The following is a 16,660-nucleotide window of genomic DNA, read 5'->3' as shown; positions in this document are numbered from 1 at the left end:
TCGCCGACTGTCCCAACCTTTCTTCTCGCTTCCTCAGCAGCGCGGCTCCACACGACGTGGGGAATGGCAGAGGGCGCCCCCGTGCCCCGCAGCTCAGTCTCGCTGATTGCCACGACTGGACGACCGGCCGCTGTCACCATGCCCGTCTTCCTCAGCCAGGCAAGGCCCTCGGCGTACTGGGACGGCGTGAGGTCCGCATAGCGGGGGTGGTGGGTGAAGAGCACCTGTGTCCGGGGAACACCCGCCACGCGGAGCTGTGCCAGCCAGCGCAGCGCCGCACGGCGGGTGGCCTCACTGGGCAGCGACGGCATCGACGTGCCTCAGCAGCGCGCGAACATCAGCCATATCCATGCCAGCCGCAACGGAGGGCTCGTCCTCAAGGTCAGCCAGCTGCTGGACGGATGGATCGTCCAGTATTCGTCCCATGAATTCCAGCTTCGCTTCGAGCCGCATTGCCACCACATCGTCAATAGTCCCCTCGACCGCGAGGACCGTGACCCGGGTCTCCGTACCGGGCGCAAGACCCAACCGGTGAATTCGGTCCAGGCTCTGGAGAAAGCGACCCGCCATGAAGTCACGGTCCACGTAGACCGCGTCATGGCATACGTGGTGCAGGCTGATGCCCTCGCCAAGGGTCGCCGGGTTAGACAGCAGCACCTGGCAGTCGGGGTCTTCGCGGAAGCGGCGGATCTGCTCCTCGCGGTCGGGTGTACCGCCGTGCACCACAGCAGGCTGATACGCCGCGAACATGTTCTCCATCGTGGTGATGCTACGTACGAAGGTCGTCCAGACCAGGGTCTTGCGGCCCATCGCGGCGTTCTCCGCGACGATCTTCAGCGTTTCCTGGTACTTCGGGGAGAGCTCGTGCCGTGGCAGGTTCCGCATCAGCGAATACAGCGATTCGTCCTCGGGGACTTCAAGCGGCGGCACCTGGTACGTCAGGGGCTCATAGCGGCTTCCTCCCTCAACGAGCAGCGCCGGGCTCGTGGCCGCCATGAGCAGGCGCAGCATCGCCTTGCCGAGGGCATCGAAGTCAGCGCGCGAAGCCTCAGCCCGGGCAGTAAAACGCCCTACGAGGGCGTCGTACACCTCGCGGTGCAGATCGGGCATCCTCAGGCGCCTGATGCGGGTCTCGAACGGTGGAAGTCCCAGCTCGTTCTTGGTCGTCCGGGTGAACAGGGGACGGAGCACTGAGCTGGCGTGCGCGAGATCGCCTCCTGCGACGGCCTGAGTCACCACCCGGCGGCCGTGCCCCGGCCACACGAACGAAAGCAGGTTCTCCAAGTCCCGTGCCCCGTTCGGGGCCGGCGTTCCAGTCAGGATGAGCCGACGGCGACTGAGCGGCCCGAGGGCCATGCAGGCACTTCCGTAGATCCCCTGAGCCCCGAGCTTCATGCGGTGCGCCTCGTCGAGGATCACCATGGAGGGCATGGCCCGAAGCCAAGAGGCAAGCGCGGCAAGAGACTTGTCCAGCCTCTCGTAGTTCACGATCAGGATCTCTGCCCTGGGGTCGGGGCTCTTCCCCATGACCGTGGTGATAGGAGGCCTCTCGAAACACTGCCCGCTTTCGAACAGCCAGGACTCGTAAGCGGACTTAGGGCTCACGACTAGCAGCCGCCGGACCTCCTTGCGCTCCCGCATAGCCGCGTATACCGCGAGACCGACGCGCGTCTTCCCAGCGCCAGGGACGCTGAAGTTGGCGCCGTGCTGCAATGACAGCAGCCGTGCGATGTCGCGCCGCTGGAATTCAGTGAGATCCGCGCACCATTCGGATCCCAGCGCCGCTTCCACCGCGCTACAGTCCCAGGCAGGCGCGCCGCCAGGTTCCTGGAGCCGCTGCTCGGCCAAGTCGGCGTCGTCAAGAACTCCCCCGACCAGCGCAGCTAGTTCGTCCTCCCACGCAACGGAATCCGGGTGTGGCCAGTCAGCGAGGACGTCAATGCCCACCAGGAAGTCATCGAGGGTCAGCTCCATAGCAAGGGGGCCGCGCTGGCCACCCGCGGGAAAGCGGGCAGCCAGCCTGGTCAGCTCACGGCGGTACTGCTCACCCACCCGCAGCACAGCCTTAGTCCGCGATACGTCGAAGCCGATCCGCAGGGACGGTTCTGTCTCGGTCACGCCTCCTCCTGACGCACGGCATCCAGCAGCCACGCGACACCGTCACCGGGCACTTCGATGCTCTGGGCAGCCGCCAGAGCGAGCTTGCGCATGGTGGCCTTCAGCTTGAGCACCGCCTCATCGAGAGCCTCCTCATCAAGGCTGCGCGACGCCTGGGCCAGCGCCATGTCGGTGATGCACTGCTCAATGTCCTTGCAAGCATCGTTGAGCCGGTCGGGTGCCGCCTGCTTGCGCTTGCGCACCCGGGCATCCTTGCCAGCCGGCTCCAGCGCGTCCTCTACAGTCCGGTGCGCCTGAGTGAACACAGCGGCGGCCTTCTCAGCTTCGGCTGCCGGGACCTTGTCGCCTGCGCGAATAACGGCCTTAGCCCGAAGGAGAGTGTCCGTGAAGGCCCGGGCAGCGGCTACTTGGGGCACCTCGGCCCTCACGGGCCGGTTGATCCCGGGAATCCTGCGCTCTGCGGGAGCCGTGGCAGCGGGAGCGGCTTTGAGTTCCTCCGGCAGCCTGTGCTCCAGATACCGCGTCCGGAAGTCGGCTTCGATGAGGCGCACGTCGGTCTTGGAGAAATCCATCACGATAGCCGCCAGGCGGTTTTCCTTGAGCAGCTCGGCCTTCTCCTTGTTTGCCTTGGACTCCTTGCCGTAGGCGCGGTGCACTTCGCGGAGCTTCTCCTGGGCGTCCTCGAAGTCCAGCAGGCGCAGCTCCGCCTCGGCGGTGATGGACCTTTCCCTCAGGTCACGAAGACAGGCCAAAACCCAGAGGTCCTGTTCCGCAGTCTCCTTCCGAATGCGGAAATCCCTCGCAACGTCACGCAGGGGTCGGCCGGCCCCTACCTGCTCATCGATGGTTAGCAGCCGGTTGATGTACGAGTACGGGCGGCGGGTGTCATGCCTCAACTGGAGGGAGAGTTCGACTTTGTTGACGTCCGCCCAAGTGCAGGACTCCGGCAGCACACCCACCCGGATGTTCGGGACACCAAGCTCGCGCAGTGCTGCCGCACGGGTGTTGCCGTTGACGAGTACGCCGTCGCGCGTGATCAACCCGGCCTCGTTCTGCTTGAAGTCCTTGAGGCTCGTCTTGAGCTCCTCAAAGTCCTTGTCACGCTTGGCCGGATCAGAGGGCTCGGCCTGGAGCAGGTACTGCAGGTAGTCCTGGCTCTCCTCGCTCCAGGGGTCCTCATCCAGCAGCCGGTCGCGGACCGGGTCAAAGCTGCGCTGAGCACGGATGCGGTGCGTACCAGGGTTGTAGTAGAGCGACTCGACCGGCACGTCGATGACCTGTACTACCAGCGGCTTCGTGCGCCACTCAACTGTCAGGGTTTCTTGGAGCCCCGTACCCGCAGCCGCCTCCAGGAGGCGCTGCTCCACCAGATCCTGGTTCTCAACAGCGAGCGGCGGCCGACCGAAGTCTCCGAGATCCTTGCTCACGGTGTTTGTTCCCTTCCAATCGCAGCGGCGTAGCGGTGTGTGCGGTGGGGTCGCCGACGCTGGCAGCCCCAGCGCTTCTTGCGGATGCGACTCAGGCGGGCGGCAATCCAAGGTCGCCGCGGACCTGGTCCCTGGCCTCCGTCGGCAACGTGCGGAAGTCGGCCCAGAGGCGCTCTACCGCGCCGAACTCCCGCTCGTCCGCGGCAACCCACTCGGTGAGCATCTTCCGCTCCAGCCCTCCGAGCTTGGCAATGCCCGCAAGTACGGCCTCAAGGTCGGCGTCCAGTCCACGGCCGCCGACACGACAGCGATTGCACTCGGCTACGAGTTCCAACTTGCTGCTGCCGCCAGGCTGCTTCACCTGGCGCCGGGCGATGTCGATCTGCGCCGATTCAAACGAGCCGGCGTAGACCTGTCCGGGAGCGATCCCGCAAGACCTGCAGCGGTTGCCGTCCTTGGCCAGCACCTTCCGCCGCTGGGTATCAGTGATCGCAGTACTGGTCTTAGTGGCCTTCCCCGGCTCCCAGACCGGCTGACCCTGCGCGACGAACCGCTGCTCGTGCTGCCCCAGTGAGGCGTCTTCCCTGTGCGTGTCGATCTGCCATCCGTAATCACGCAAGTCACGCACCCGGCGATCGGCCTGACTGATGCCTGGAAACGCCGTCTTGACGTCCTCCTTCGTGAAGACGTTGCCCTCCCCCACCACCGACACCAGCCACAGCGCGGCGCGCTTCATCGTGCCGAACTGTCCATCTGTCCAAGACGGCAGAGCCATCACAGGTTCCCCCTAACGTCAGGTACACGGAAGCCCGTACTGGAGCTGGGTGAGCCCCCAACCAGCTGCCGCTACGAACAACCTCCACTCTTCAACTGTGACGACCCATTGCGCCAGCCTCAGCACGATTTCGAGGGGGAACGGAAAACATCCGTCGCTCCCTCAGAGTGCAGGCCATGCAGCAGAATTGGGGCTTACTCGCCTCCCCCTCCAGCGGAACGGAGCCCGTTTGTGACGCCCTATCCCAGGAAGTGGAAAGAGCTTCCAAGTGGCATCTCCGCCGCACACCAGGCGCTGGTGGCAGCAATGCGTCAACTCCGGGAGTGCAGTCCGCGTACCCAGCACGAGATAGCCCGCGACGCGCACCTGGCGGCAACCACTCTCTCGAACCACCTCAACGCTGGCCGCGTCCCGGAGAAACACCTCCTACGGGACTTTTACAAGGTCGTAGAGAAGGATGCCGCCTCCCCGGGCCTCCAACTGCCGCATGCCCTGGATGCCTTGCTGGAGATGCGCCTCGATGCGCTCGAGAAGCACTGCCACTGCTGTCATGTCGGCTACCCGCCCACACCCAGGGAGGGCGGTGAGCCGGCCTCTCGTACTGTCCAGAGTCGGCACGGTCGGCGGCAACTCCGCCTCCGTCGGCATGCCCGTCGGCTCGAGAATCAAGTGCTGGCGGCACAGATGAGGGTGCCGGTCCCCCTGCAGGCGGGGGACCGGCACCCTGCAGAAGCTGCCGAAGTCGTCTGGACGGAACTCGGGGTAGTAACTCGCTACCTTGCCGAGGGCAGGAAACGCGACGCGGACCTCATGCTCTGGAGGGCAGGAATGTCATTCTCCGCGGGCGATGTCCTGAATGTCGTCGCCTCCTGCCGTTCTGCAGGCCTGACGGAGGCTGCGGAGACCGTACTCGTCAATGCTGGTGAACGAGCCGACAAACAGGCCGTCCTGGACATCACAGCAGCATTGCACCGGGCCGGCCGGCATGAAGATGCCGCCCTCATCCTGGCCGCCGCCACCCGTGGCACTGGCTGAGCACTGGAACCGCACAACATCACGCCGCCTCCGCTTCGGCCTCGTAGTGCATCAGCGCTCGGTCCAAGAGTTCGTCTGGGTCGCCGCCTTGAGCGGCGACCCAGTGCAGGAGGTCGGCGATGAGGTCCGTGGCCGCGTCCTCGAGGATCACCAGGTTTCGGACCTGGCGCATTCCCACAGGGCCGGCCTCACCCCGGTAGTGCTCCAGCGCCGCGACCGCACGGCGCAGTTGGCGAAGGCGCGGAACAGAGCCGAGCGCGATCTCACACCACACGCCCTTGCCGACCGCCGTGACAGCGGTGCCCCATTCCGCTGCCAGGGCTTCCAGCAGATGCAGGCCCCGGCCGAATTCGCCTTCGCAGTCCGGATCCCTCAACGTCGGCACCGCACTGCTCTTGTCATGGAGCTCTACGCGAAGCCTTGCCTCGCTGTGCTCCATGACGAGGGTTGCCGGCGCCCCTGCACCTACATGCTTGATGACGTTCGCCGCGAGCTCCGTGACCGCAAGTTGCACCTCGTCTTCAAGCGCTTGGAATCCCCAGTGAGCGAGCTGCTCTCGCACGGCGGTTCTGAGTACGTGGAGTTCAGCTGGTTCCGCCACGAAGGGCAGAACAAAGCGAAGCCGAGATCGAGTAATAGCGACTTCGTTGCCGCACATGGCCACTCCCTCCTGCGCCACAGCAGCCCTGCGCCCACCGCGTCCGTACGGCTGCGCTGCGTAGCGATGCACGTGGAGTATTGCATCGAGAAGTCTCACCATGAAACTTCTCACAGGAATCGATCGAGTGAACCTGGTGGTTCCTCAACTTCACGTCTGCATAGCCTTGCTGGCGGCCACAAGGCTGGCCCGTACGAAACGGAAGGTCTCTCTGCCATGTCCGCGAGGGCCACAACCCGGCGCCGCCAGCTCGGCGTGACGATGCGCAAGCTGCGCGCCCGGAAGGGCATGACCTTGGAGGAGGCCGGCCGTCTCGTTGGGGTCTCGAAGGCCACCGTCAGCCGGTACGAGACACAAGAAGGGCCAGTGAAGTGGCCCATCGTGGACGCGCTCTGCCGTGAGTACGACGCGAGCGAAGCCGAACGTAAGGCGGTTGTCGCACTCGCCAAGGACGCGAAGCAGCAGGGGTGGTGGAGCTCGTTCGCCGAATCCATCCCGGAGACGATGAATCTCCTGCTCACCCTCGAAGACGAGGCCGTACGCGAGGATCACTTCAACTGCCTCTACGTACCCGGGCTCTTGCAGACCCGCAGCTACACGGAGGCCGTGCAGCACGCCTCCGAGATGCGGTTGCTGCCCGAAGAGATCGAGCGCCTCGTTGACATCCGGATGAAGCGCCAGGAAATCCTCACCCGGGCCAAGCCCTTGCACCTCTGGGCCATCCTCGACGAGTCGGTGATCCGCCGCGTGGTCGGTTCGCGCGACGTCATGAGGGAGCAGCTCACCCATCTGCTCCAGGCCAACGAGTCCCCGGACATCACGCTCCAGGTGCTGCCTTTCTCCAAGGGTGCCCACTCGGCGGCGATGGGCAGCTTCGTGATCCTCGGGGGCGCGGAGCCCAGCCTGGATGTCGTCTACGTCGACATTCACCTGGGCTCGCTCTTCATGGAAAAAGAGGAAGAACTGGATCGATACCGACTTGCGTTCGACTACCTCCGCGCACAAGCGTTGGATATGGCTGCCTCATCAGCCATGATCGAGCGTGTCCGTGAGGAGATGTGATGCAGAGCCGCACCCCTGAGATACAAGCCGACGCCTGGTTTAAGTCCTCGCACAGCGGGGCTAACACCAGCGAGTGCGTCGAGGTCGCCGCGTCGGCCGTGGACGTCGCCGTGCGGGATTCCAAGGTTCCGCACGGTGCGCGACTCGACATTCGACCGGCCGCCTGGGGTGAGTTCGTGGGCGCCCTGCGCGAGGGACGCCTCAGCTAGGCCGTTCCTTTCGGATGATCGGATCGTTGGCCTGGTTGTGTGGTTGGCTGACGTGCAGTGGGCCAGGATCGAGCCTCTGCTACAGGACCGGACGCCACAGCGGGGCGGGCAGCGGCGAGAGCACCGACCTCGTCATCGCGTGGCGGCCGGCGCGGCCTCCACGGGCCGGCCCTCCCTTCACCGGCCGGTTCTGTCGTGATCGCTGGCTGGAGCCTTTTCCACTCTGTGCCATGTAAGCGTGATGTCAAAGCCAGTCCGTAACGCCCCAGTCGCGCTGGGGAGAACGGGCCTTGGGCCCGTATTCGGTTCGGGCGGCGGGGCCCGGTCACCGGTCGACACCTCGGGCCGGGCGGGGGACGATGGAAGCGACGGACACCTTCCGGCCCCCGGCCGCCCGCCGACGCAAGCCGACGGCCCAACCGAAGAGTGCGGGGCCCCGAGGGGGGCTCACACCGCGGGCGTGTGCCCGTGCCTCCCGTTACTGCTTTTCCCTTGGCTCCCTTCGGGAGGAAGAATGATGCACCGACGTGTACGTCTCTCTGTGCTCACCCCCCTCTTGGCCGGCGCACTCATCGCCGCCCCGGCCGCCTTCGCGTGGGGCCCGTCGGCCGCCGCCGCCCCCGCCGCCACCTGCTCCATCTCCGGTGTCCTGCCCAACGGAAAGGTGCACCTCTCCGGTGGCGGCTTCAAGCCGGGGCCCGCGTTCGTGTCCTCGCCGACCGCCGCGGGCGGGTCATTCACCATCAGTGACAACGGCGGGTTTCAGATGCTGAACGTGGAGAACGCCAAGTACACCGTGTCGCAGGGCAACGAGCGCACCGAGTGCAGCGGCTTCAAGGGGACGGACTAGAACAACGAGGAGAACCAGGCCGTTGCTTTCGGATCACCTCTCGGCCCAGATGAGGATGGCTGCGAGGTGGAGTCCGGCCCGGTAGACGATCGCGGTCCGTAGGCCTCTCGGGGGCAGCCTGGGCCGAGGACGACGGGGAGATGGGCAGGAGCTGACCTGTCCGGTACTTCCTGTTAGCGGATCTCGTACTGGTCGTGCGGGATGGCTCGGTCCCATACCGCCTCGAAGGAAGCCACGCACTGCTTGACGATGCCGGGCTCGGTACGCAGTTCGAGGGGCGGTGACGCCCAATCTCCTGGGCCGGTGAAGTGGTTGAACAGCACCTGCGCCCCATCGCAGATCCACAGGTCGCAGCCTGGATGCAGCAGATCGGCTGCCCGCCGGCGCGTCAGCCAACGCACCTGCTCTCCGGCATACACGTTGACGTGAGTCCCGGCGTGCTCGTATCGGATGTAGTCGGTGACCGGCTCGGACACGATGCGCGCCCGTCGCACGGCGACACCGCGACCCTTCGCCCGGGAGATCAGGTCGACCCAGGGTGCCCAGTAGGCGGAGCCGGGGTCGCCGTCTGGTCGCCCGGTCTCTTGCCACTGGGTGAAGTCGTCGGCCTCGTCGCCAACTCCGTACACGTCGCGCATTTCCAAGTGGACAGCGGAGTTCTGCACCGCTTCCAGCAGGTCGTTAAAGCGCAGCTCGTTCTGCGGCATCGCAGGCCTCCCTCAGCATGGGTACCAGGCGGGCGGGGATACGGATCACCGACTCATGAGCGGGAATCCCTTTGTCGTGTCCCGGCCCGGTGTTGCTGACGCACCGGTCTCCTGTCACAACTCGACCTCCGACCGGCCGCTGGGGGAATTCGTGGACGCCCAGCGCGAGGGACGCCCACCTAGGCGTGTCCGGGTTCAGTTGAGGGCGTCGATTGCCTTCACGATCAGCGCCCGTGCCGCCTGCCCGTACACCGCCATGGCGCGCAGCTCCTCGAACGCCTTCAGGTACAGGGCGATCTCACTCGGCTGCGTGATGTCCACCTGCGCCGAGAGCAGCTCCACCGACACGAGGCTGTCGTCGTACATGTTGAACGTCTCCTGCGGCCAGAGCCGACGCTGCGGGGTAGCCATCGGGATCACGCCGAGCGACACAGACGGCAGAACGCTGGCTGCGAGGAGGTAATCCAGCTGCTCGGCCATCACGTCCCTGCCGCCGAGCTGGTAGTACAGAGCGGCTTCCTCAACGAGGAGAACAAAGCGGTGTCCCTGCTCATGGATGACACGGGAGCGCTCGACTCTCGCAGCCGCGGCCTCAGCCCCGTCGTTGGGGATCTCGCGGAAGTCGGCGATGGAGCTCAGCAACGCGGCTGCGTAGCCCTCGGTCTGCAGGAGGCCGGGCACCAGCGTCGACGAGTAGATGCGGAACAGTTGGGTGTGGTGAAAGAGCTCCACCCAGCTGTCCTGGAGTTGCTTCAGCCCGCTGCCCACCTGGTGGCGCCACTCGCTATACATCGACTCTGTGTTGGGGGACTTGGCGATGAGGTCGCTCGCCTGGTCGGCGTCCCCGCACGCACGGCACCACAGGTGGATGTCCTTGGCAGAGGGTGCGGTGCGGGCATTCTCGATGCGGGACGTCTTCGCGAGCTGCCAGCCACATCGGTCGGCCAGCTCGGAAACCGTCAGCCCTGACGCCTCGCGTAAGTCGCGCAACCTTCGGGCGACCGATTCGCGGACAGACTGCGCGGATGACGACGGGAAAAAGGTCACGGGCCAGCCGATCCTTCCTGCTAATGGATCTCGTATTGGTCGTGTGGGATCGCGCGCGACCACACGGCCTCAAAGGCCTCGGCACACAGTTTCGCGGCCGTAGGGGCGCCGCAGATCTCCGCGCCCATGGACGACCCGTCGCCGGCAAAGTGGTTCCAGCGCACGAACTGTTCGTCGAAGAGCCAGAAGTCATTGCCTGGAAGGGCGATGTCCGACGCGTGGCGGCGCGGCAACCACCGCACCTGTTCCCCGGCCGCCACGTTGGTGAAGGTGCCCGAGTGTTCGTAGCGGATGTACTCACTCACCGGCTCGGACACAATGCGGGCGCGCCGCACTACGACACCGCGCGACACCGTCTGGGACATCAGGTCGAGCCACGGCCGCGACCAGGACGCCCGGTCGGCCGGATCGTGGCGAAACCCGTTCTTCCAGGCCGCGTACGGAGCCTTTTCGTAGTCAACGGCATAGGAGTCACGCATCTCCAAGTGCACGGCGGAACGCGTGCAGCGGTGAATCATTTCATCGAATGACGGAGCGCTCGATGGCATCGCTTGCCTCTCTGATCACTTGCACCATCCTGGTCGGGATCCCGATCACTGCCCCGTGGCCGCTTCGAGTTTGGAGGCTCGGCTTCCAGCCCTGGGCTGGAAGCCGCTCGCACAGGTCCGTGTTCGCTGCCTCGTATGCCTGTCATGTCAGGGCCTCGATGGCTTTCACTATCAGTGCTCGCGCCTCCGCCCCGTACACAGCCTGCTGGTGCAGCGCCGCGAACGCCTTCAGGTACTGGACAACCTCGTCCGGTGCGGTGATCTTCACGGACGCCGACAACGGCTCATGGTGTACCCGCTCGTCGTCGAAGACTGTGAACGTCTCGATGGGCCACATGGAGCGCTCTGCACCGGCCGGGATGACGCCCAGCGACACGGACGGCAGATCCATCACCGACAGTAGTGAGCCGAGTTGGCCAGCCATCATTCCGGCATCTCCGATGCGGTAGCGCAGGACGGTTTCCTCGATGACGATCGCGAAGCGCCGATTCCCTTCCCGAACGAGACGTGAGCGATCCATACGGGCGCTGACGGCTTCGGCCACATCGTCCGGGAAGCCGCGGAAGGTGGCGATGGCCCGCAGCAGCGCCGTGGCGTAGCCGGGCGTCTGCAGGAAGCCGGGCACCACGTTGGAGCAGTAGACCTTGAAGTGTTTGGTCCGCTTGTACAGCGGAAGGCTTGCCTGCTGGAGCCGCTTGAGCCCGGTGCGCTGGAGCCGCCTCCACTGGACGTACATGGAGTCGGCCTGCCGGTTCGCCGCAATGAGGTCGGGTGCCTGCCTGTCGGCTCCGCAGACGAGGCATCACAACCTGATGTCCGCATCGGACGGTGGCGTCTTGGCGCTCTCGATGCGCGACGACTTCGACTCGTGCCATCCGCACCGAGCAGCCAGCTCCCGCTTGGTGATGCCCGCGTCCAGCCGTACCTCCCGCAGCCGCTCGGCAAGCGCGGCGCGTGCGGATTGCACGCTGGACGATGCGGACTCGGTCACGTGTCTACGGGCTATCAGATCCGGTACTGATCGTGCGGGGTTGCGTGATCCCAGACGGTTTCGAACGCGGCGGCACAGAGCTTCAGTATGGCCGGGGCATCAGTGAGTTCGTCTTCCACCACGGCGCCGTTGCCGTCGAAATGGTGGACCCGAAGAAGGGCGCCGTCGAAGAGCCAGAAGTCATTACCAGGAAGGGCAATGTCTGTGGCCAGCCGACGTGGCAGCCAGCGCACTTGCTCGCCTGCGGTGACGTTGGCAGTCGTGACGTAGTGCTCCCACTGGATGTATTCGCTCACAGGCTCGGAGACGATACGAGCCCGGCGGATGACGACGCCGCGGGCGACCGCGTCCGCGATCGTCTGGTCGTAGGGATGCCACCACGTCGCCCGGTCCTTCCAGTCGATGCGGTCTCCGCGCCGCCAGGCTTCGAAGCGCTCGTTGTCGGCGTAACTGTCGCGCATTTCAAGGTGCGCGGCGGACGTATGGCAGCTTGCCAGCAGCTCAGCGAAGCTCGGGATTTCCCCGCTCGATCGCATCGCACGCCTTCCTGATCATCGGCACCATGCGCGCCGGAATCCTGATGATGGCCTCAGTCTCCGGCACGGATCCGTTCGCCGGGCTGGCCGCCTCGCATTCGGCAACTGTTCCGGCGTCAGGCTTCCAGCCCTGGAAAAGCAACTCCTGCTTTTCTTTATCGGTCCACACTGTCGGGCAGTGATCGCGGTCCGTATCTGGATCGATGCCGATGAACCGTAACGCCATGCCGGTCTCCAACGCCTGTTTGTTTGCTCGGACTTGCATCACTGTCAGGCTATCGCCGCGGACCGTCAAGGTCGCGAATCGGCCAGGTACAGGTCAAATCCATTGCCGTGCAAGTTGGTGCAGGTTTGTGGTGGGCGCAAAGGCGCGATTCCTACCGTCGGCATCGGAGCTGATCGCCGACGAGGGGCCAGGCCGTGATGATGTTGAAGGTGTACCGGGTGGATGCCGCGTCCCGCCGACGGCGGGAGGTCTGGAGGCTCACGGTCCCGACGGGCGACCCCGCGCGGCTCCCAGACCCCCTCGCCTTCCCGCCGTGCTCCTGCCCCCGCTGCAGGGCCGTCCGGTGACCGCGTCCACGGCCGATGCGCGCGTGCTGCCCACGGCCGGAGACCTCAGCTGGGAGCAGTACGCGGGACGTGCCTGCGTCTGGTGCGACCAGCCCCTCACGACCGGCGCGCGCAGCGTCGGAATATCGTGCGGCCGGCTCGGCGTCCACGTCCTCGACATCGAGTGTACGCGGGCGCGTGCTGCCCGTAGCCACCAACCAATGAGCCCCGCCTCGGCCGACGACTCCGGTCAGGAAACCCCGGCCGAGGCGGTGACGGGCCCCTCAGGGCCCTGACGTGCACGACGGCGTGAGGGAACGCCTCGCGCCGAGGACGCACCTAAGGAGCATCGCATGACCGCTCTTGCAACCGAACAGACCACCGGCCGCCGACTCCTCGACCCCGAACTCCTCGAACGGCTCGTCACCTTCCTCGAGTTCGAAGAGGACACGGACCGGCCCCAGGCCGAACGCGTGATGGACCAGGCCCTCGCCTTCATCGACATGGCCGGGCACCGCACGGACGTACCGCTGTCCCCGTCACGGAAGGTCGACCCGGGCTGGCACGCCTTCATCCTGCACAGCCGCGAGTACGCCGACTTCTGCCGCCGCCGGTTCGGCACGTTCCTGCATCACAACCCGCTGAGGGGCCGGCGCCTGCGCGACGGCATCGCCATCAAGCGCACCGTCCAGGCCATCGAAGAGATGGGCTACGCCGTCGGTGCGCAGGGCAGGCCCTCAATCGGCAGGCGGCGGTAGGAGTGTTGCGTCCGGTGGACGCGGACGTACGCACGGCTTCGGGGGTTGCGTTTCCCGGATACGAGTACATCCACCGGGCCCACGCGCGTCAGCGGGCCCGTCGCCCGAACCCCGTACAGCGCGAGCGCAGCCGCGCCAGTGAGCAGTGCACCTTCGGCGGCGTACAGGAGCGCGGCGCGTAAGCGTTGGCGGGGGCTCGGGGCTCCCGTCTGGAGAAGGATCACGCGTGGGAGTACGCGTTGCCAAGGGCCGCCAGAGGTGCAGCGATGGGCAATGGTCGAAGCTGCCCAGCCCAGGGCGGCCAGTTGCCTTGAGGTGGCGAGGCCGTCCTGGGCCGCGATGAGCGGGGCGGTGGATGTGCGCATGTGGGAGCCATGCCCACACGGGTCGTTCCGCTACCCGCTGTTACGAAGTCAGGGCCGTGCTCGTTTGCTGTACCCGCATTCCAAGCTGCTCGGAATTCGAGTACACGACTCCGGCGAGTACGACGAGGATCTATGCCCGGCCCCGCCCGCGCGGTTGGTCGACCGCCGGCGTGACAGGGTCACCGCCCCCGCCCCCGCCCGCGCGGTCCCGGCGGTCCCGGCGGCCGAGCACACACTCCGTACTCGACCGTGCACACTTCCATCACAACTCGGCCTCGATATGCCCCAATTCAGGCGATCACTTAACCGGAATGTCATGCTCAGCCCCTCAAGTCGGACACATAAGCTTTTGGGGGGCGCATGTCAGTGAGAGGTAGAGGCAGCCACGGGGGCGTCGCGTGGGCCGCAGGTGCCGTGGTGTTGACCGTGGGGCTCGTGGGGTGTGGGGGCGACACCGCGGATCCCAAACCCGTCGCGGCTACGTCCAGCCCGGCTACGACGTCCGCGTCACCCACGCCTTCCGTCAAGGCGGCCCTCGGTCTCGTCGACGACGAGGAGAGCGTCGACGCCGGGAAGGAGATCGAGGTGAAGGTGCTGGACAACGACAGCATCACACTCAAGGACGGCACGACCGGGAGGGTCGAAGTAGCTCTGGCCGCCGGTGAGTTCACCGTGGCCGTGGACACCGCGCCGGCGCACGGGGCCGCGCGAGTCGACGGATCCGCCATCTTCTATACGTCCACCCCCGGGTACGGGGGCGAGGACGAGTTCACGTACCGCGTGGACGTCGCGGGGCAGCAGTTGACCGGGACCGCCGTCGTGCGGATCACCGTCGCCGCGCCGACGCCGACGCCCAAGCCCGCGCCCAGGCCCGCGAAGCCCAAGGTCTCGTACGCCAATTGCGATGCCGTACGGTCCGCCGGCGCCGATCCCATTCACGAGGGAGAACCCGGCTACGGACCGCACCTCGACCGCGACGGGGACGGGGTCGGCTGCGAGCCCTCCGGCGGAGGCAGTGGCGGAAGCACCGGCGGCTCCGGGGGCAGCGGAGGCGGGAGTACGTACTACGCCAACTGCGCCGCCGTACGCGCGGCCGGCGCCGATCCCATTCACGCCGGGGAGCCCGGATACGGACGGCACCTCGACCGCGACGGCGACGGCGTCGGCTGCGAGTAACTGAAATGGGCATGACTGCGGCGGCCGTGGAGTGGCTACGGCCGCCGCAGGTTTTCTGGAGCTGGATCAGGAGCGGGAGCAGGAGGAGCAGATACGGAATTGAATCCGATGGATCAGGTCCCGCTTTTATGAAGGACTGATGAATTCCGCAATGCGCACGGAAGTCACGCCGTCTTCTTGATGAGCTTGCCGTCCGCCGCGATCACGAACCACTCCCCGTCCAGCCCCTGCCCGTTGACGTCCCCCGCCGTCGCGTCGCCCACGTAGTAGTACAGCGGCCAGTCCCCGTACACCGCCTGTTCCGCGCCCTCGCCGAGCTTCGCCTCCTTCAGCAGGGCGGCGTCGGTCCCCGCGCCCGCCTTCACGTCCTTCGCGGAGGTGAGGGCCGGCCAGACCGCGATGCAGTCGGCGTCGCACTTGCTGGCGCCGGGCTTGTCCTTGGTGAATCCGTACAGCGTACGGCCCGAATCGTCGACGAGGATCTTGCCGAGGGGCGAGTCCGCCGCCCTGACGGACACAGTCGCCGCGGGCTTCGCCCCCGGCTTCCCCGCGGCGTCCTTGCCGCCGTCCTTGGAGTCCTCGGTCGAGCCGCCGCAGGCGGCCAGAGTCAGCAGCGCCAGCGATGCCAGCGGTGCGGCGAGCAGAGGTGTCCTACGGGTGCTGCGCATGATTGTTCCCCCGGTGTGGTGTGGTTGATGGGTACATCGAGTGGTACGGCGGCAACTGAACCGGGGTTCAAGCGAATTCAAGAAATTTTTCTATTGAACGAGTCGACTGCGGGGCGCGTACTTCATCGCGACCGGCCCAGTACGGAGTCGGCCTCAACGGGAGGATCAAAACAATGCAGAAGCGTTATGTTGCTGTTACCGCCGCCGCAATTGTGCTTGGTGTTGCGGGTGTTACTCCGGCCCTCGCCCACGGCAGTCACAGTGGTCATGGGGACGGCCACAGCACTGGACAGGGATCAGCCGCGAGCGGCAACGCCGGCACCACCTTCACCAAGGCCTCCAGCGGGCACGCCGTCACCTTCGCCGCCCAGCTCTCCGGCGCCAACGAGGTCGCCGTTCCCGGCGGGCCCGCCGTCAACGACCCCGACGGCAAGGCCGTCGCCCTCGTCAAGGTGAAGGGCGACCGTGTCACCTTCGCCCTCCAGTGGAAGGGCTTCGTGCCCAGCCTCGGGCACATCCACGAGGGCGTCGCCGGGAAGAACGGCGGCGTCAAGGTCCCGCTCTTCGGGACCGCGATGCCCGACACCGTTCACTCGGCGGCCGGTCAGGTGGCCGTCACCGACGCCAAGCTGGCCAAGAGCATCCGTACCAACCCGTCCGGCTTCTATGTGAACCTGCACAGCGCCGAGTTCCCGGGCGGAGCCGTACGAGGGCAGCTCAAGCCGCTCCACAAGAACATCAACCCGCTCGACATCATCAAGGGCGGGAAGCTGCGGGCGCTGTCCAACGGCGACCAGGAGGTCCCGAAGAACGACACCTCCAAGGTGGGCGACCCGGACGGGCACGCCGTGACGTTCCTGCACCCGAAGGGTACGAACGTCGACTACTCCTTCGCCTGGGTCAACATCAAGAGCCCCTCCAAGGGCCACCTCCACAAGGGCGCGTTCGGCAAGAACGGCGACGTCGTCTTCGACTTCTTCAACCGGCCCGTGCCGGACGGGATCTTCGCCGTCTCCGGGAAGCTGGCAGGACAGAACCCCGACGTGGTCAAGCGCGTCCGCGCCAACCCGCAGAACTACTACTCCAACATCCACACCGCCGAGTTCCCCGACGGGGCCGTCCGCGGGCAGCTCTTCCGCTGAACAGTCGGCCACGGAAGACGTGGCCACGGAAGACCC

At 66.2% G+C, this 16,660-nt stretch carries 19 protein-coding genes and 1 pseudogene; 9 read left to right on the top strand and 11 right to left on the bottom strand.

Features of this window, described 5'->3' with window-relative positions; genetic code table 11:
* Window positions 1-291 precede the first annotated feature (291 nt).
* The 3 genes from QFZ67_RS24430 to QFZ67_RS24420 all read right to left on the bottom strand — a co-directional run bounded on the left by QFZ67_RS24430 (window position 292) and on the right by QFZ67_RS24420 (window position 4,320).
* Window positions 292-2,118: a DEAD/DEAH box helicase gene (locus QFZ67_RS24430; protein WP_307663208.1), complete on the bottom strand. Its 1,827-nt coding sequence runs from the start codon at window positions 2,116-2,118 to the stop codon at window positions 292-294.
* Window positions 2,115-3,545 carry a transcriptional regulator gene (locus QFZ67_RS24425; protein ID WP_307663207.1) on the bottom strand — a complete coding sequence of 477 codons (1,431 nt, stop codon included), beginning with the start codon at window positions 3,543-3,545 and terminating at the stop codon, window positions 2,115-2,117. Before QFZ67_RS24425 ends, QFZ67_RS24430 begins: the two co-directional genes overlap by 4 nt.
* 91 nt (window positions 3,546-3,636) lie before the next feature.
* Window positions 3,637-4,320 (bottom strand): HNH endonuclease, encoded by a 684-nt coding sequence (locus QFZ67_RS24420; protein WP_307663206.1) that lies wholly within the window; start codon window positions 4,318-4,320, stop codon window positions 3,637-3,639.
* A 231-nt stretch (window positions 4,321-4,551) separates the two neighbouring features.
* Between QFZ67_RS24420 and QFZ67_RS24415 the strand changes: the two genes are divergently transcribed.
* Window positions 4,552-5,355: a hypothetical protein gene (locus QFZ67_RS24415; RefSeq protein ID WP_307663205.1), complete on the top strand. Its 804-nt coding sequence runs from the start codon at window positions 4,552-4,554 to the stop codon at window positions 5,353-5,355.
* A gap of 19 nt (window positions 5,356-5,374) precedes the next feature.
* On the opposite strand, the gene QFZ67_RS24410 is transcribed toward QFZ67_RS24415, so the two are convergent.
* Window positions 5,375-6,013, bottom strand: a complete 639-nt coding sequence (locus tag QFZ67_RS24410; protein WP_307663204.1) for an ATP-binding protein — start codon at window positions 6,011-6,013, stop codon at window positions 5,375-5,377.
* 216 nt (window positions 6,014-6,229) lie between these two features.
* Between QFZ67_RS24410 and QFZ67_RS24405 the strand changes: the two genes are divergently transcribed.
* The 3 genes from QFZ67_RS24405 (at window position 6,230) to QFZ67_RS24395 (ending at window position 8,134) form a co-directional block, all read left to right on the top strand.
* Window positions 6,230-7,075 (top strand): helix-turn-helix transcriptional regulator, encoded by an 846-nt coding sequence (locus tag QFZ67_RS24405; protein WP_307663203.1) that lies wholly within the window; start codon window positions 6,230-6,232, stop codon window positions 7,073-7,075.
* On the top strand, window positions 7,075-7,284 hold the full coding sequence (locus QFZ67_RS24400) for a DUF397 domain-containing protein (RefSeq protein ID WP_307663202.1): 210 nt from the start codon (window positions 7,075-7,077) through the stop codon (window positions 7,282-7,284). The genes QFZ67_RS24405 and QFZ67_RS24400 overlap by 1 nt, the downstream gene beginning before the upstream one ends.
* A 514-nt stretch (window positions 7,285-7,798) precedes the next feature.
* Window positions 7,799-8,134 (top strand): hypothetical protein, encoded by a 336-nt coding sequence (locus tag QFZ67_RS24395; RefSeq protein ID WP_307663201.1) that lies wholly within the window; start codon window positions 7,799-7,801, stop codon window positions 8,132-8,134.
* Window positions 8,135-8,307: 173 nt separating this feature from the next.
* Here the strand turns inward: QFZ67_RS24395 and QFZ67_RS24390 are convergent, their stop codons facing one another.
* The 6 genes and pseudogenes from QFZ67_RS24390 to QFZ67_RS24365 form a co-directional block, all read right to left on the bottom strand.
* Window positions 8,308-8,841: a DUF6879 family protein gene (locus tag QFZ67_RS24390; protein WP_307663200.1), complete on the bottom strand. Its 534-nt coding sequence runs from the start codon at window positions 8,839-8,841 to the stop codon at window positions 8,308-8,310.
* A gap of 195 nt (window positions 8,842-9,036) precedes the next feature.
* Window positions 9,037-9,888, bottom strand: a complete 852-nt coding sequence (locus QFZ67_RS24385; RefSeq protein ID WP_307663199.1) for a helix-turn-helix transcriptional regulator — start codon at window positions 9,886-9,888, stop codon at window positions 9,037-9,039.
* A gap of 20 nt (window positions 9,889-9,908) precedes the next feature.
* Entirely contained in the window at window positions 9,909-10,436 is a 528-nt protein-coding gene (locus tag QFZ67_RS24380; protein ID WP_307663198.1) for a DUF6879 family protein, read from the bottom strand.
* Window positions 10,437-10,578: 142 nt separating this feature from the next.
* A pseudogene (locus QFZ67_RS24375) lies at window positions 10,579-11,427 on the bottom strand (helix-turn-helix domain-containing protein).
* A 14-nt stretch (window positions 11,428-11,441) separates the two neighbouring features.
* Entirely contained in the window at window positions 11,442-11,963 is a 522-nt protein-coding gene (locus QFZ67_RS24370; protein ID WP_307663197.1) for a DUF6879 family protein, read from the bottom strand.
* Window positions 11,929-12,189, bottom strand: coding sequence for a hypothetical protein (locus QFZ67_RS24365; protein WP_307665948.1), 261 nt, complete (start codon window positions 12,187-12,189; stop codon window positions 11,929-11,931). The genes QFZ67_RS24370 and QFZ67_RS24365 overlap by 35 nt, the downstream gene beginning before the upstream one ends.
* A gap of 313 nt (window positions 12,190-12,502) precedes the next feature.
* On the opposite strand from QFZ67_RS24365, the gene QFZ67_RS24360 reads away from it, so the two are divergent.
* From QFZ67_RS24360 to QFZ67_RS24345, 4 genes are all read left to right on the top strand, one after another.
* Window positions 12,503-12,811, top strand: a complete 309-nt coding sequence (locus QFZ67_RS24360) for a hypothetical protein (protein WP_307663196.1) — start codon at window positions 12,503-12,505, stop codon at window positions 12,809-12,811.
* A 57-nt stretch (window positions 12,812-12,868) separates the two neighbouring features.
* A complete protein-coding gene (locus tag QFZ67_RS24355; RefSeq protein ID WP_307663195.1) occupies window positions 12,869-13,273 on the top strand; it encodes a hypothetical protein in 405 nt (134 codons plus the stop codon).
* A gap of 14 nt (window positions 13,274-13,287) precedes the next feature.
* The gene (locus QFZ67_RS24350) at window positions 13,288-13,455 is read left to right on the top strand and encodes a hypothetical protein (RefSeq protein ID WP_307663194.1); all 168 of its coding nucleotides are present in this window, start codon (window positions 13,288-13,290) and stop codon (window positions 13,453-13,455) included.
* Between the two features lie 597 nt (window positions 13,456-14,052).
* Entirely contained in the window at window positions 14,053-14,814 is a 762-nt protein-coding gene (locus tag QFZ67_RS24345) for an excalibur calcium-binding domain-containing protein (RefSeq protein WP_307663193.1), read from the top strand.
* Window positions 14,815-14,978: 164 nt separating this feature from the next.
* On the opposite strand, the gene QFZ67_RS24340 is transcribed toward QFZ67_RS24345, so the two are convergent.
* Window positions 14,979-15,482, bottom strand: coding sequence for a hypothetical protein (locus QFZ67_RS24340; protein ID WP_307663192.1), 504 nt, complete (start codon window positions 15,480-15,482; stop codon window positions 14,979-14,981).
* Between the two features lie 173 nt (window positions 15,483-15,655).
* On the opposite strand from QFZ67_RS24340, the gene QFZ67_RS24335 reads away from it, so the two are divergent.
* Entirely contained in the window at window positions 15,656-16,624 is a 969-nt protein-coding gene (locus tag QFZ67_RS24335) for a CHRD domain-containing protein (protein ID WP_307663191.1), read from the top strand.
* Window positions 16,625-16,660 lie beyond the last annotated feature (36 nt).

This window comes from Streptomyces sp. V1I1 (assembly GCF_030817355.1).
Classification (GTDB): Bacteria; Actinomycetota; Actinomycetes; order Streptomycetales; family Streptomycetaceae; genus Streptomyces.
The sequence above is the reverse complement of the archived record's forward strand: the minus strand, read 5'-3'. Positions and strand labels throughout refer to the sequence as shown.

What these genes read in the sequence shown, in the direction of transcription:
- QFZ67_RS24420 (WP_307663206.1), bottom strand. Translation starts at nt 4,320, where the DNA reads ATGGCTCTGCCGTCTTGGACAGATGGACAGTTCGGCACGATGAAGCGC.
- QFZ67_RS24410 (WP_307663204.1), bottom strand. Translation starts at nt 6,013, where the DNA reads ATGTGCGGCAACGAAGTCGCTATTACTCGATCTCGGCTTCGCTTTGTT.
- QFZ67_RS24405 (WP_307663203.1), top strand. Translation starts at nt 6,230, where the DNA reads ATGTCCGCGAGGGCCACAACCCGGCGCCGCCAGCTCGGCGTGACGATG.
- QFZ67_RS24400 (WP_307663202.1), top strand. Translation starts at nt 7,075, where the DNA reads ATGCAGAGCCGCACCCCTGAGATACAAGCCGACGCCTGGTTTAAGTCC.
- QFZ67_RS24395 (WP_307663201.1), top strand. Translation starts at nt 7,799, where the DNA reads ATGATGCACCGACGTGTACGTCTCTCTGTGCTCACCCCCCTCTTGGCC.
- QFZ67_RS24390 (WP_307663200.1), bottom strand. Translation starts at nt 8,841, where the DNA reads ATGCCGCAGAACGAGCTGCGCTTTAACGACCTGCTGGAAGCGGTGCAG.
- QFZ67_RS24380 (WP_307663198.1), bottom strand. Translation starts at nt 10,436, where the DNA reads ATGCCATCGAGCGCTCCGTCATTCGATGAAATGATTCACCGCTGCACG.
- QFZ67_RS24370 (WP_307663197.1), bottom strand. Translation starts at nt 11,963, where the DNA reads ATGCGATCGAGCGGGGAAATCCCGAGCTTCGCTGAGCTGCTGGCAAGC.
- QFZ67_RS24365 (WP_307665948.1), bottom strand. Translation starts at nt 12,189, where the DNA reads ATGGCGTTACGGTTCATCGGCATCGATCCAGATACGGACCGCGATCAC.
- QFZ67_RS24355 (WP_307663195.1), top strand. Translation starts at nt 12,869, where the DNA reads ATGACCGCTCTTGCAACCGAACAGACCACCGGCCGCCGACTCCTCGAC.
- QFZ67_RS24340 (WP_307663192.1), bottom strand. Translation starts at nt 15,482, where the DNA reads ATGCGCAGCACCCGTAGGACACCTCTGCTCGCCGCACCGCTGGCATCG.
- QFZ67_RS24335 (WP_307663191.1), top strand. Translation starts at nt 15,656, where the DNA reads ATGCAGAAGCGTTATGTTGCTGTTACCGCCGCCGCAATTGTGCTTGGT.